Source organism: Ilumatobacter sp. (assembly GCF_039969435.1).
In the GTDB taxonomy this organism is placed as follows: domain Bacteria; phylum Actinomycetota; class Acidimicrobiia; order Acidimicrobiales; family Ilumatobacteraceae; genus Ilumatobacter_A.
This window is the reverse complement of record NZ_JBDVNU010000036.1, coordinates 365994-380034: the sequence shown is the minus strand read 5'-3', so window position 1 is coordinate 380034 and position 14041 is coordinate 365994. Positions and strand designations below refer to the sequence as shown.

10 protein-coding genes are annotated in these 14041 nt (G+C 67.7%); 2 read left to right on the top strand and 8 right to left on the bottom strand.

Annotated features, from left to right (window positions below):
* Positions 1–43: 43 nt before the first annotated feature.
* The 4 genes from ABJK40_RS19000 to ABJK40_RS18985 all read right to left on the bottom strand — a co-directional run bounded on the left by ABJK40_RS19000 (position 44) and on the right by ABJK40_RS18985 (position 7626).
* On the bottom strand, positions 44–1498 hold the full coding sequence (locus tag ABJK40_RS19000) for a glutamate synthase subunit beta (RefSeq protein ID WP_348480971.1): 1455 nt from the start codon (positions 1496–1498) through the stop codon (positions 44–46).
* A 3-nt stretch (positions 1499–1501) separates the two neighbouring features.
* A complete protein-coding gene (gene gltB / locus ABJK40_RS18995; protein ID WP_348480972.1) occupies positions 1502–6115 on the bottom strand; it encodes a glutamate synthase large subunit in 4614 nt (1537 codons plus the stop codon).
* 214 nt (positions 6116–6329) lie between these two features.
* Entirely contained in the window at positions 6330–6776 is a 447-nt protein-coding gene (locus ABJK40_RS18990) for a GatB/YqeY domain-containing protein (protein WP_348480973.1), read from the bottom strand.
* Positions 6777–6801: 25 nt separating this feature from the next.
* Entirely contained in the window at positions 6802–7626 is an 825-nt protein-coding gene (locus ABJK40_RS18985) for a crotonase/enoyl-CoA hydratase family protein (RefSeq protein WP_348480974.1), read from the bottom strand.
* A 57-nt stretch (positions 7627–7683) separates the two neighbouring features.
* Between ABJK40_RS18985 and ABJK40_RS18980 the strand changes: the two genes are divergently transcribed.
* Both ABJK40_RS18980 and ABJK40_RS18975 read left to right on the top strand, forming a co-directional pair.
* On the top strand, positions 7684–8160 hold the full coding sequence (locus ABJK40_RS18980; protein ID WP_348480975.1) for a DUF4190 domain-containing protein: 477 nt from the start codon (positions 7684–7686) through the stop codon (positions 8158–8160).
* Positions 8161–8190: 30 nt separating this feature from the next.
* Positions 8191–8841, top strand: coding sequence for a nitroreductase family protein (locus ABJK40_RS18975; protein WP_348480976.1), 651 nt, complete (start codon positions 8191–8193; stop codon positions 8839–8841).
* A 12-nt stretch (positions 8842–8853) separates the two neighbouring features.
* Here ABJK40_RS18975 and ABJK40_RS18970 read toward each other — a convergent pair whose 3' ends face one another.
* The 4 genes from ABJK40_RS18970 to ABJK40_RS18955 all read right to left on the bottom strand — a co-directional run bounded on the left by ABJK40_RS18970 (position 8854) and on the right by ABJK40_RS18955 (position 14024).
* Complete coding sequence (locus tag ABJK40_RS18970; RefSeq protein WP_348480977.1) at positions 8854–10074, bottom strand: alpha-hydroxy acid oxidase; 1221 nt, start codon at positions 10072–10074, stop codon at positions 8854–8856.
* Positions 10075–10127: 53 nt separating this feature from the next.
* Positions 10128–12650 carry an EAL domain-containing protein gene (locus ABJK40_RS18965; RefSeq protein ID WP_348480978.1) on the bottom strand — a complete coding sequence of 841 codons (2523 nt, stop codon included), beginning with the start codon at positions 12648–12650 and terminating at the stop codon, positions 10128–10130.
* A 223-nt stretch (positions 12651–12873) separates the two neighbouring features.
* The gene (locus tag ABJK40_RS18960; RefSeq protein ID WP_348480979.1) at positions 12874–13644 is read right to left on the bottom strand and encodes a GntR family transcriptional regulator; all 771 of its coding nucleotides are present in this window, start codon (positions 13642–13644) and stop codon (positions 12874–12876) included.
* A complete protein-coding gene (locus tag ABJK40_RS18955) occupies positions 13596–14024 on the bottom strand; it encodes a glyoxalase (protein WP_348480980.1) in 429 nt (142 codons plus the stop codon). The genes ABJK40_RS18960 and ABJK40_RS18955 overlap by 49 nt, the downstream gene beginning before the upstream one ends.
* Positions 14025–14041: the final 17 nt, after the last annotated feature.

Here is a 14041-nt window from a genome sequence, read left to right as displayed (position 1 = left end):
CCCGAACGTGCTGTCGATCACGCCCGTGGACGTGACCGGGGGCTCACATCAGTGGGCGTGCCGTCGGCAGGATCGGCACCGGCAGGCGGGTCTCGCCCATCAGGTACTCGTCGACCCCGGCGGCAGCCGCGCGACCTTCGGCGATCGCCCACACGATCAGGCTCTGTCCGCGACCCATGTCGCCGGCCACGAACACACCCGATTGGTTGGTCATGTAGTCGTCACGACGCGCGACGTTTCCGCGCTCGTCGTACTCCAGTTCCATCTCGTCGAGCCACGAGCCCTTCTCGGGCCCGACGAAGCCCATCGCCAGGAAGACGAAGTCGGCGGGGATCTCGCGATCGGTTCCCTCGATCTTCGTGAAGCGGCCGTCGACCATCTCCACGTCGTGGAGGCGCAGCGCCCGCACGTTGCCGTTGCCGTCGTCGATGAACTCCTCGGTGTTCACCGAGTAGAGGCGTTCGCCGCCTTCCTCGTGCGCCGAGGTGACCTTGTAGACCATGGCGAACTGCGGCCACGGGTTGCGGTCGGCAGCACGTTGCCCGGGAGGCATCGGCATGATCTCCAACTGCGTCACCGAGGCAGCGCCCTGACGATGAGCGGTGCCGAGGCAGTCGGCTCCCGTGTCGCCTCCGCCGATGATCACGACGTGCTTGCCGTTCACGTCGATCGGGCTCCGGTCGATGTCGCCGAGTTGCACGCGGTTCGACGGCGGCAGGTACTCCATGGCCTGGAAGATCCCGTCGAGATCGCGGCCGGGGATCGGCAGATCACGCCACTGGGTCGCCCCGCAGGCCAGCACGATGGCGTCGTGTGACGCGCGCAGCACTTCCATGTCGACGGTCTCGCCGACGCCGGCGTTGGTGCGGAACTCGGTGCCTTCGGCCTCCATCTGAGCGAGACGGCGGTCGATGTGGCGCTTCTCCATCTTGAACTCGGGGATGCCGTAGCGCAGGAGTCCACCGATGCGATCGGCACGCTCCAGCACCACGACGTCGTGTCCGGCTCGCGTGAGTTGTTGGGCGGCGGCCAGGCCGGCCGGGCCCGAACCGATGACCGCGATCTTCTTGCCGGTGCGCACCGACGGCCTGTGCGGCTCGACCCATCCCTCGGCGAAGGCCCGGTCGATGATCTCGACCTCGACCCTCTTGATCGCCACGGGGTCCTGGTTGATCCCGAGCACGCAGGCCGATTCGCAGGGTGCGGGACACAGGCGCCCGGTGAACTCCGGGAAGTTGTTCGTGGCGTGCAGTCGCTCGATCGCGTCCTGCCACTGGTTGCGGTAGACGAGGTCGTTCCAGTCCGGGATCAGGTTGCCGAGCGGGCAGCCGTTGTTGCAGAACGGGATGCCGCAGTCCATGCAGCGAGCGGCCTGGTGGTTCAACTCCTCGGCGGGAAACGGTTCGTACACCTGCTTCCAGTCGCGGAGCCTCACGGCAACGGGTCGATGCTCCGGCGTGTTGCGCCCGAACTCCAGAAATCCTGTCGGCTTGCCCATCGGTCAGATCCTCGCTGCTTCCATGATCTTGGCGACGGTCTCGGTCTCGTCGAGGCCGTCGGCTTCGGACTGCTCGATGACGGTGAGCACCCGCTTGTAGTCGGTCGGCATCACCTTGCGGAAGTGGTCGACCTCGCTCCCCCACGACGACAGGATGCGGTCCGCCACCTGGGATCCCGTCAACTCGCGATGCCGGAGGATCGTGTCGTGCAGCCACGCCCGCTCCCCGTCGTTCATCTCCTCCAGCTGGACCATCTCGTAGTTCACGCGATCGGAGAACTCGCCGCCGGGGTCGTACACGAAGGCGATGCCGCCGGACATTCCGGCACCGAAGTTGCGGCCCGTGGGCCCGAGCACGACGACGCGGCCACCGGTCATGTACTCGCATCCGTGGTCGCCGACGCCTTCGCTCACCGCCAGTGCGCCCGAGTTGCGCACGCAGAATCGCTCGCCGACCATGCCACTGAGGAAGATCTCGCCTCCCGTCGCGCCGTAGCCGATGACGTTGCCGGCGATCACCTGACTTCCCGCCTCGAAGGACGCCGTCGGGTCGGGATGCACGATCAGACGTCCACCCGAGAGGCCCTTGCCGACGTAGTCGTTGGCGTCGCCGATCAACCGCATCTGGATCCCGCTCGGCACGAAGGCACCGAAGCTCTGGCCCGCCGAGCCGGTGAACGTGATGTCGATCGTCCCGTCGGGCAGCCCGGCGCCCTTCCACACCTTGGTCACCTCGTGGCCGAGGAGCGTTCCCGTGGTCCGGTTGATGTTGCGGATCGGAAGTTCGATCGAGACGGGGGTGGCGTCGGTGATGGCGGCCTGCGACAGTGCGATCAACTGTTGATCGAGGGCCACGTCGAGTTCGTGGTCCTGACCGACCGACTGGATCATCGTCTGGCCGTACGGATTCTGGGGCACCATGAGCACCGGCCCGATGTCGAGGCCCGAAGCCTTCCAGTGGTCGACGGCGGCTCGCGTGTCGAGGCACTCGACGTGGCCGATCATCTCGTCCATCGTGCGATAGCCGAGGGTCGCCATGATCTCGCGGACCTCCTCGGCGACGAACTGCATGAAGTTCACCACGAAGTCGGCCTGACCCGAGAAGCGCTCGCGCAGGACCGGGTTCTGGGTGGCCACGCCCACCGGGCACGTGTCGAGGTGGCAGACGCGCATCATGATGCAGCCCGACACCACCAGGGGTGCGGTCGCGAAGCCGTACTCCTCGGCACCGAGCAGTGCGGCGATCACCACGTCACGACCGGTCTTCATCTGGCCGTCGGCCTGGACGACGATGCGGTCGCGGAGGCCGTTGAGCATCAACGTCTGCTGGGTCTCGGCGAGACCCAGTTCCCAGGGCCCGCCAGCGTGCTTGAGCGAGGTGAGGGGGCTGGCTCCCGTCCCACCGTCGTGGCCCGAGATCAGCACGACGTCGGCCTTCGCCTTGGACACACCCGCGGCGACGGTGCCGACGCCCGTCTCGGCGACGAGCTTGACGTGGATACGTGCCGACGGATTGGCGTTCTTCAGGTCGTGGATCAGTTGCTTGAGATCCTCGATGGAGTAGATGTCGTGGTGTGGTGGCGGGCTGATCAGGCCGACGCCCGGCGTGGAGTGGCGCGTCTTGGCGATCCACGGGTACACCTTGTGACCGGGGAGTTGGCCGCCTTCGCCCGGCTTGGCGCCCTGGGCCATCTTGATCTGGATGTCGTCGGCGTTGGTCAGGTATTCCGACGTGACTCCGAAACGACCGGACGCCACCTGCTTGATCGCCGAGCGACGCTCCGGGTCGTAGAGCCGTTCGGCGTCCTCGCCGCCCTCCCCCGTGTTCGACTTGGCACCCAGCCGGTTCATCGCGATGGCGAGCGTCTCGTGGGCCTCGGCGCTGATCGAGCCGTAGCTCATCGCCCCGGTGGAGAAGCGCTTCACGATCTCGCTGACGGGTTCCACCTCGTCGATCGGCACCGGCGCCCGGTCGTCGACGAAGTCGAACAGTCCGCGCAGGGTCATCAGCTTCTTGGACTGATCGTCGACGGTCGCCGAGTACTCCTTGAAGATGTCGTAGCGACCACTGCGCGTCGAGTGCTGCAGCTTGTACACGGTCTCGGGGTTGAACAGGTGCGGCTCGCCCTCACGACGCCACTGGTACTCGCCGCCGAGTTCGAGCTTGCGGTGGGCGCGCTCCTCGGGGCGTCGCGGGTTCGCGGCGCAGTGGCGGGCTTGGACCTCTCGGGCGATCTGGTCGAGACCGATCCCGCCGAGCTTGCTGATCGTGCCGGTGAAGTAGGTGTCGACCAGATCGTCACCCAGACCGATCGCCTCGAAGATCTGTGCACCGGTGTACGACGCCACGGTCGACACACCCATCTTCGACATCACCTTCAGGACGCCCTTGTTGGCCGCCTTGATGTAGTTGCGGATGGCCTGCTGCGGGTCGAGGTCGCCCATGTCGTGCATGCCCTCGGCGATCAGGTCCTCGATCGACTCGAAGGCCAGGTACGGGTTGATCGCTCCGGCTCCGTAACCGATCAGCAGTGCCATGTGGTGCACTTCGCGGGCGTCGCCCGTCTCGACGATCAGGCCGGCCATGGTGCGCTGCTTCGTGCGCACGAGGTGGTGGTGGACCGCGGCGGTCAGGAGCAGCGACGGGATCGGGGCGTCGACGGTGTCGGCGTTGCGGTCGGACAGCACCAGGATGCGCGCGCCGCTCTCGATCACGTCCGACGCCTGCTGGCAGATGCGCTCGATCGCGGACGCGAGACCGGCACCTCCGTCCTCGACCCGGTAGAGACCGGACAGCACCTTGGCCCGCAGGCCGGGGTGCTCACCGTCGTCGTCGATGTGGATGATCTTGGCGAGTTCGTCGTTGTCGATGATCGGATAGGGCAAGGCCAGTTGGCGACAGCTCTCGGGCCCGGGCGACAACAGGTTCGCCTCGGGGCCGACGGTCGACGACACCGACGTGACGACCTCCTCGCGGATCGCGTCGAGCGGCGGGTTGGTCACCTGTGCGAACAGTTGCTTGAAGTAGTCGAACAGGAGGCGGGGTCGTTCGGAGAGCACGGCGAGCGGCGTGTCGGTGCCCATCGAGCCCAGGGCCTCCATGCCCTTCGACGCCATCGGTGCCAACAGGATCTTGAGTTCCTCGTGGGTGTAGCCGAACATCTGCTGGCGTCGCAGAACGCTGTCGTGACTGAAGACGATGTGTTCGCGTTCGGGGAGATCGGCCAGTGAGACCATCCCCTGCTCGAGCCACTCGCCGTACGGATGCTCGCTCGCGAGGCTCGCCTTGATCTCGTCGTCGGCGACGATCCGCCCTGCGTCGGTGTCGATCAGGAACATCTTGCCGGGCTGGAGGCGGCCCTTGGCGACGACCCTGCTCGGGTCGATGTCGATCACGCCGACCTCGGAGGCCATGACGACCAGGTCGTCGTCGGTCACCCAGTAGCGGCTGGGGCGCAGCCCGTTCCGATCGAGCACCGCACCGATCACCTTGCCGTCCGTGAAGGTGACGCTGGCGGGACCGTCCCACGGTTCCATCATCGACGCGTGGAACCGGAAGAAGTCACGCAGTTCCTGACTCATCGTCGTGTCGTTCTCCCACGCCGACGGGATCATCATCATGACGGCGTGGTGCAGCGGGTACCCGCCGAGGTGCAGCAGTTCGAGCACCTCGTCGAAGCGTGCGGTGTCGGACGAACCGGGGGTGCAGATGGGGAACGCCTGGTCGACACCGGGCAGCAGGTCGCTCTGGAGCATCGCCTCGCGGGCGCGCATCCAGTTCTGGTTCCCCTGCACCGTGTTGATCTCGCCGTTGTGCGCCACGAATCGGTAGGGGTGCGCCAGCGGCCAGGCCGGGAAGGTGTTCGTGGAGAACCGGGAGTGCACGAGCAGCAGCGCCGACTCGATGCGTGGATCGGTCAGGTCGGCGAAGAACTGGCTCAGCTGCGGCGTGGTGAGCATGCCCTTGTAGACGATCGTGCGCGAGGACAGCGACGCGAAGTAGGTGTCGAGTTCGTCCACGAGTTCGCGACGCATGCGTTTGCGGGCGACGAACGCCTTGCGGTCGAGGTCGATGTCGGTGGCGCCGGCCGGGTCGGAGACGAAGAGTTGGCGGAACGTCGGCATCACGCGACGCGCCGTCGTGCCGAGGCAGTCGGGGTTCACCGGCAGGTCGCGCCAGCCGAGCACCCGGAGACCGACGTCGGCCATCGCCGCATCGATCCCCGATTCGGCCTTCTCCCGCGCGACCGCATCGGCCGGAAGGAACGCGATGCCGGTCGCATAGGCACCCGCGGCGGGGAGTTCGAAGTCGACGACCGCCCGGTACAGCGCGTCGGGCACCTGGAGCAGGATGCCTGCCCCGTCGCCGGTGTCGGGCTCGGCGCCGGTGGCGCCACGGTGTTCGAGGTTGGTGAGGGCGGTCAACCCGGTCATGACCAGTTCGTTCGAACGCACACCGCGCAGGTTCGCGACGAAGGAGACGCCGCACGAATCGTGCTCGTTGCGTGGGTCGTACAGTCCGATCGGGCCGGGAGGCCGGTTCCCGGGCGTCGTCGTGGCGCACGGCGCGGCGCACGGCGCGGCGTCGACAGGGACGGCGCTGGGGTTGATCGTCATCGGGCACATCCTCGAAAGATGAGTCCGGGCGCGGGCCCGGAGGGGTCGGAACGAACGCTGCGGCTGATCGACGTTGATCTGCTCGCAGGGCCGGAGGTCGACTCTGACCGGACGGCGGGTGCCTCGACACTGAGGCGACGTGGAGAGCCTAGAGCCTGGAGGCGCCGGACGACGCCATCGTTCCCTCGTGATCGCTGCGCCGTGATCCGGCGGATCAGGCCAGGCGGGACTTCACCAGGTCGGCGACCGTGCGGCCGTCGGCTCGTCCTGCGACCTCGGCGTTGACGGCCTTCATCGCCGCACCCATGTCGGACGGCGAGGCGAAACCGTGTTCGGCGAACACCGACGACACGATCGCATCGAGTTCGTCCTGGCCGAGCGCGGCCGGCAGATAGCCCTCGAGGATCGCCATCTCGGCCCGTTCGGCGTCGGCGCGCTCGGTCGCACCGCCCGACGTGAACGCCTCGGCGGCGTCCATCCGTCGTTTCACCTGCGCCTTCACGACGGCCTGCACCCCGGCGTCGTCGAGCTTGACGGCTTCGTCGCCGCTCACCTCGGCCTCCTGCACCGCGGCGATCACCGAGCGCAGAGTGCGTTGGGCGACGGTGTCCTTCGCCTTGGTGGCCGTGACCAGGTCGGTTCGGATCTGCTCGATCAGCATGCGATCAGTCTGGCGCCACCGATGCTCAAACGTCGGCGAAGACGGGAGCTCGCTTCTCGAAGCTGGCCACCACCGACTCCTTCTGGTTCGCCGACCCGATCTGCTCGCCGATCACGCGGCGCTCGTTCGCGAACGCCTCGGCGGCCCCGTCGTGATCCAGCGCGTTGAACATCGCCTTGGATCCGCGCACGGCACCCGGGCTGAGCGCCGCGATCTCGGTGGCCAGCGCCATCGCATCGTCGTACGGGGTGTCGCTCAGCCGTGTGACCAGGCCCAGTTCGGCCGCCTCGGTCCCCGAGAAGACACGGGCGGTGTAGGTGAGTTCGCGGGCGATGTCGGGTCGCACCAGCTTGGACAGCATGAACGTGCCGGTCATGTCGGGCACGAGTCCCCAGTACACCTCGCGGACCGACATCTTCGTGTCCGGGTGGGCGATGCGGATGTCGGCGCCCAGCGCCAGCTGGAGGCCGCCGCCGAGTGCGTGGCCGTGGACCGCGGCGATCACGGGCACGGGCACCTCCTGCCAGACCCAACAGATCTGCTGGCCGAGGTGGGTGATCCGGCCATCGGCCATCTGGCCCGGATTGCCGTCCCGATTCGTCGACTTCGCATCGCCGCCGTCCGATGAGTCGCCGATCGCCTGCATGCTGCTCATGTCCAGCCCAGCACAGAACGACGGGCCGTCGCCCGACAGCACCACGACGCGTACCCCCGGCTCGGTCTTGAGCCGTTCACCGGCCTCGGCGACGGCCAGGAACATCTCCGGGTCGAGCGCATTGCGCTTGTCGGAGCGGGTGAGCTGGACGTCGGCGATGCCGCCGTGGATCGAGATGGAGACGCGTGCTGACATGTGGCGATCCTGTCAGACGGCGATGCGTGCCGACGAGGCCGTGCTACAACCTTGGACGTGAGCGACGATCAGAACCCGTGGTTTTCCGACGGGAACAGCGGGGCCGCCCCTCCACCGGCGCCCGGAGGCACCGGCTACCCGACTCCACCGGCGTACGGGAGCCAGCCGACGTACCCGCCGACGTCGCACCCACAGCAGGCGCCGCAGGGCTATCAGCCGTACGGCCAGGCAGGGTTCGGGCCCGTGGCCCAGTCGAACGGAAAGGCGACCGCGTCGATGATCGTCGGCATCGTCGGCCTCGCGATGCTCCCGTGCTACGGGGTCCCGACGCTGTTCATGGCTCCGATCGCGTTCTTCCTGGGTCGGTCGTCGCAGAAGGAGATCGATGCGGCTCCGGGTGCGTGGTCGAACCGCGGCATGGCCAAGGCTGGATGGATCCTGGGGTTGATCGGAATCATCCTCGTCGTGCTGTTCGCGATCGCCGTCGCCGCGCTGTTCATCTGGGCTGCCTCGGCCGACGACTCCAACTTCTGATCCAGGCGGTCGGACTGCGATGCTCGCTCCATGCATCTCGATCTGTCCGCCGATGACGTCCTGACGACCACGCGGTCCGTTCGCAAGCGACTCGACCTCGAGCGCCCGGTGGAGCGCTCGGTGGTCGAGGAGTGTCTCGACATCGCACTGCAGGCGCCGACCGGCTCGAACCGCCAGGGATGGCAGTTCGTGATCGTGGAGGATGCCGCCAAGAAGCAGGCGCTCGCGGACATCTACGCACGCAACTTCCAGAAGTACGCCGGCATGGCAGCGTCGAACGAGTACCAGCCCGGCGATCCCCGCTACGACCAGAAGGGCCGGGTGACCTCGTCCGCCGAGCACCTGGTCGAGAACTTCCACCGCGTTCCGATGATGATGATCCCGTGCATCACCGGTCAGTTGGACCGTGCGCCGGCGTTCCAGGCGGCGTCGGCATGGGGGTCGATCCTGCCGGCCGTCTGGAGCTTCATGCTCGCACTGCGCGAACGGGCGATGGGCTCCGCATGGACGACGATCCACCTGATGGACGGTGGCGACGCGGAGGCCGCCGAGATCCTCGGCATCCCGCACGATCAGGTCACACAGGCGGGCCTGTTCCCGATCGCATACACCATCGGGACCGACTTCAAGCCGGCCGACCGGCTCCCGCTCGACACGGTCCTGCACTGGGACGAGTGGTGACGGATCGCTCCGTCAGCGCTTCCAGGCCACGAGATCGCGGTCGATCTCGGCGACTGAGCGGCACCCGGTGAGCGCCATCGTGCGTTCCATCCCGGAGCGCAGGAAGTCGAGCAACCAGTCCACGCCGGCCTCGCCCGCCGCACCGAGCGCCAGGAAGTAGGGGCGACCGAGCGACACGGCGTCGGCACCGAGGGCGATCGCCTTGACGATGTCGCTCCCGCGCCGGATGCCGCCGTCGCAGATGATCGTCGCCTGGTCGCCGACCTCCTGGCGCACCGGTTCGATCAGCGACACTGGCGTGGGTGCGTCGTCGAGTTGGCGGCCACCGTGGTTGGAGAGTCCGATCCCGGCCACTCCCATCGAGACCGCCTGCTTCGCGTCGGCCACGGTCTGGATGCCCTTCAACACAATCGGGCCGTCCCAGATCGACCGCAGCCAGTCGATGTCGTCCCAGGACAGCGCCTGGTCGAACTGCCGGGCGACGTGGTCGGCGAGCGTGATCGCGGTGGAGCCGTCCTCGTCGTGCCGGCCCACGATGTTGGCGAATGTGATCGGCCCTCCCTGCAGGAAGTCCCACGTCCACCCCGGGTGGATGGCGCCGTCGACGAGGGTCGCGGGTCCGAGCTTGGGCGGCAGGGTCATCCCCCGCCGGACGTCTCGCTCGCGCCGACCCAGTACGGCGGTGTCGACCGTGAGCCAGACTGCGCCGTACCCGGCGCGCCGTGCGCGACCGACCAGTTCCTCGACCAGGCCACGGTCCTTCCAGGTGTAGATCTGGAACCACTTCTCCCCCGTCGGATTGGCCTCGGCGCACTCCTCGATCGAGCGGGTCCCCATCGTCGACAGCGACCACGGGACGCCCGCCCGTGCGGCGGCGCGCGTGACGGCGAGTTCGCCCTGCGAGTGGGCGATGCGGGTGAAGCCGGTCGGCGACAGGATCACCGGCATGGCCGCCGGTGTGCCGAAGATCGTGGTCGACGTGTCGAGTCGCGACACGTCACGCATCACGCGGGGCCGGAACTCGACGGTGGCGAAGTCGGACGAGTTGGCGCCGAGGGTCCGTTCGTCCTCGGCCCCTCCGTCGATGTAGTCGAACACTCCGGCGGGAAGTCGCCGTTTCGCCAGTCGTCGGAGGTCGTCGACCGATGCCACCTTGGCCAGGCGCCGGCTGGTCGCGTCCCACTCGATCGGCGCGAACCGGGCGACCGACCGGAAGCTGTCCCACATCTTCATGGCCGTCAAGCTACGACCATCGTCGGAGACCTCCGCGACGGGTCACGTCGGCGTCAGGCGCTCGTCTCCACGATCCCGGGCATCGCTCGGACCCGCTCCGACGTGGCGAACTCGCATCCCACCAGCCATCGGCTCAACAGGTCCGCCGGCAGCGGACGCGAGATCCCGTATCCCTGACCCAGATCACATCCGAGCAGTCGCAGCCGCTCGAAGATCGGACCGTTCTCGATTCCCTCGGCCACGACCCGCAGGTTCAGGTTGTGGCCGAGGTCGATGGTCGACTTCACGATCACCTCGTCCTGAGGGTCGAGCAGCAGGTTGCCCACGAAGCTCCGGTCGATCTTCAGTTCGGTCACGGGCAGGCGACGGAGGTAGCTCAGAGACGAGAACCCGGTGCCGAAGTCGTCGAGCGACAGGCCCACACCGAGTCGGTCCAGTTGCTGGATCGTCGCCATCACGCGTGGAGTCTCGACCATGAGCGAGGACTCGGTGATCTCCAGGACCAGGTTCTCCGGTCGGAGCCCCGTCATTTCGAGGTGACGCGCGATCCGGTCCACCAGCAGCTCGTCGAGGAGATCGAGCGTCGAGAGGTTGACCGCGACCGTGAGGTCGAACCCGTCGTCGTGCCAGCGGCGCAACTCCGCCAGAGCGCTGCCGAGCACCTGGTCGGTGAGCATCCTGATCAGACCGCTCTCCTCGGCTAGGGGGATGAAGTCCTCCGGCGGCACCCACCCGCGGGTCTCGTGCTGCCAGCGCACGAGCGCTTCGACTCCGACCACCGCTGATGACACCAGATCCACCTTGGGTTGGTAGTGGACGACGAGCAGTCCACGATCGAGCGCCTGTCGGAGATCGCCGAGCAGTGTCAGTCGCTCGGGCGTCCGACGATCGATTCCCTCGCTGTAGGACTCGCATCCTGCGTGTTGCTGCTTGGCGGTGTACATGGCGATGTCGGCGCGACGCAGCAACGCCGCGGCGTCACGATCGTCACCCCGTGCGGCCGCGATCCCGATGCTCGAGGTCACCACCACGTCGAGTCCCTCGATTCCGATGGCGGTGTACGACTCGCCCAGGATCCGTTCCCCCAGGCGGCGGATCTCGAGCGGGTCGGTCCGTTCGACGTAGAGCGCGAACTCGTCGCCGCCGAAGCGGGCGAAGACGTCTTCGGGCGTGAGGAGGCGCCGGATGCGGGCGGCGAACTCCTTCAGCACGACGTCGCCGATGTGATGGCCGAGGGTGTCGTTGACCTCCTTGAACTTGTCGAGGTCGATCATCATCGCAGCGCGGACGCCACCCGAACTCGGCGTGACGAGCGCGTCGGTCACGAGACGATCGAACGCCGCCCGGTTCCATTCTCCCGTCAGATCGTCGTGCGACGCCGCGAACTCCATGCGGGCGTGGGCCACCGCGTTGGCGAGTTGCGATTCCAGCTGCGACGCGATCATCGACAGGCGGTCGACGTCGTCGGGTTCGAAGCCGGGTGGTCCCCCGAGACGCCCCGACACCACGAGGAGGCCGAGCGGGCCGTTCGCGTCGCACAGCGGGACGGCTGCCGTGTCGGTCTCCGCGTGGGCTGCGGGTTCGACCCGGCCGTCGTCGTGGACGGTGACCCACTGCGCTCCGGCGATGCTGCGCAGAGGCGTCCAGCGTTCCAGGTCGTCGGTGCCGCCGGCACGGAGTCCGCCGGGACCGTCCGTCCACACGAGACCGGCGACGCCGCTCCGCTCGTACACGATCAGCGTCGCACGTTCCGAACGCACCAGGAATCGGACCTGCGCGAGGGTCACGTCGGCGAGATCGTCGATGTCGAGCGAACGGCCGATCGCTCCGGCGAAGCCGTGCATGGACTCGAGGTCCCGGTGGCGCTGGGCGAGGCGACCGTGTCGCACCAGAACCGTCCACACCGCGACCACCGGGAGGGCGGAGAAGAGGACGAACTCGGCGCGGATGAAGGCCGGTGCGACGCAACCGACGGCGACGAGAGCACCGAGCGTGCCCGTCGCGATGCTGATCGGCAGTTCGGCTGCCATTCGACGGAGCAGCCCGCCCTCGAACGCTGCGATGGCGAGGTGGACGGCCACGGCGCCCAGCACGGTCGTGATCGTCGCCGACGCCGCGACCGCGACGAGCAACGTGGGATCGGACATGCCGACCCGGTCGATGACCCACGAACAGACGGCGAACGCGAACGCCGTCTCGAAGGCGAACAGTGCGGCGTTGAACGACACCTTGAGCAGCGGCGTTCGTCGTGATCGCAGAACCATCGCGACTCCTACGACCGTCCGGGCGATCACCGCCGTGGCCGGCCCCAGGTAGACGAGGGCCAGCACCATCGGCACCTCCGACATCGTGAAGGAGATGGCCTCGCGTCGGTATTCGAAGGAGAAGGAGAACCGCTCCGTCAGGGCGAAGCACACGACGATCGCGACCGGCATCCACCACGGTGACGGCATCACGGCATCCCACGCGCCGTCGCGCACGAACGCCGTCCCCGCCACACCGGCGAGCAGTGCGGTGAGAGCGACGACGGTGAGAGTCGGTCGCGTCAGTTGCGCCCCGTCGCCCACGCTCGCCATGCGTTCAGACCGTCCGCCCGAGCGACGTCGCCGGGGGACGGCACGGCCCGCCACCTGGTTCGGACCGCCCTGTAGTCATGAACGCAGTCAACAGTCCGGCCACCGGAGAGTCCAGTCTGCGTCATCGATCTTGAGCAACAGTTAACCTCACAAGCAAGAATGAGGCGTCGATGAGCACCCGGCGCGTCCGTCGTCCACGGTGCGTGGGCGGATCGGACGGCTGCTACTCGACGAGACGGAGTCCGCTCGGCGTCATGCTCGGTTCCGCCTGAGGCAGTTCGACCACGAACTCCGTGCGGTGTGCGGCGAACAGGTGCTCGCTCACCAACACCGCCCGACCGGCGTGATCGGTGGTGACGCGCTGACACCGCAGTACGGGTGCCCTCTCGGGTACACCGAGCAGCGCTGCGTCCGATGCCGAGGCGAGGTCGGCGCCGATGGTCTGGGTCGCTCCGCGCAGCTCGATGTCGAGCAACTCGTAGAAGGGACGCCGCTCGACGTCGCGTCGTGAGAACGTCGCGGCGAGGTCGGCGGGGCACCACACGGTGACGACGGCGAACGGTTCTCCGTCGGCGAGATTGATGCGCTTGACGCGCAGCACGTCGGTCACGCCGAGCACCTTGCGCACCCGCTCGGGGGCGTCCTCGAACGCGAACTCGGCGATCTTTCGTTCCGAGATCTTGCCGACGCCCTCCACCTGCGATTCGATCGTTCCCAGCGTCTCGAGCGACTGGCGCACCGGTTCGCCGGCGACGTACCAGCCGAAACCCTGGCGGGCCGCGATCAACCCGTCGTCACGCACGAGTTCGAGTGCGCGCCGCACGGTCACCCGCGAGGCCGCGAACTCCGCCGACATCTCGGACTCCGAGGCGAGCACGGACCCGACGGGCGCATCGGCCAGCCGTTCGCGCAACGCCTCGGCGATCTCTTGGTACCGGATCCGCCTCACGACGACTCCCCCACCTGTTTCGAGCGTGTTGCGGGTGTCGGACACCGGGGCGTGTCGATCAGTTCGATCCGGTTGCCGAACGGGTCGTCGACGTGGCAGCGCACCAGGCCCTCGATCTCGGTGTTCCAGGTGGCATCGAGTCCACTCGACTCGACGAACTGCTCCAGCCCTCTCACGGTCAGTGCCGGGTGAGCCTTGCGTGCCGGCACGAAGTCCGCTTCGGCGCCGACGTGTACCCGGACCTCACCCGCTTCGAACCATGCGCCGCCTCGCGCCGCCATCACCGCCGGCTTCGGGATCTCCGTCAGACCGAGCACGTCGACGTAGAAGGAGCGAGCCAGGTCCTCGCCGCCGACGGGGATCGCCAACTGGACGTGGTCGATGCCGACCCACTCGGGAGTGGAACCGGAGAAGTCGCTCGTCATGAACTTGTACTCTACTT

Excerpts from the sequence above, each read along its gene's own strand:
- ABJK40_RS18955 (WP_348480980.1), bottom strand. The coding sequence starts at position 14,024 with ATGACGAGCGACTTCTCCGGTTCCACTCCCGAGTGGGTCGGCATCGAC.
- ABJK40_RS19000 (WP_348480971.1), bottom strand. The coding sequence starts at position 1,498 with ATGGGCAAGCCGACAGGATTTCTGGAGTTCGGGCGCAACACGCCGGAG.
- ABJK40_RS18970 (WP_348480977.1), bottom strand. The coding sequence starts at position 10,074 with ATGAAGATGTGGGACAGCTTCCGGTCGGTCGCCCGGTTCGCGCCGATC.
- ABJK40_RS18985 (WP_348480974.1), bottom strand. The coding sequence starts at position 7,626 with ATGTCAGCACGCGTCTCCATCTCGATCCACGGCGGCATCGCCGACGTC.
- ABJK40_RS18990 (WP_348480973.1), bottom strand. The coding sequence starts at position 6,776 with ATGCTGATCGAGCAGATCCGAACCGACCTGGTCACGGCCACCAAGGCG.
- ABJK40_RS18965 (WP_348480978.1), bottom strand. The coding sequence starts at position 12,650 with ATGGCGAGCGTGGGCGACGGGGCGCAACTGACGCGACCGACTCTCACC.
- gltB (WP_348480972.1), bottom strand. The coding sequence starts at position 6,115 with ATGACGATCAACCCCAGCGCCGTCCCTGTCGACGCCGCGCCGTGCGCC.
- ABJK40_RS18975 (WP_348480976.1), top strand. The coding sequence starts at position 8,191 with ATGCATCTCGATCTGTCCGCCGATGACGTCCTGACGACCACGCGGTCC.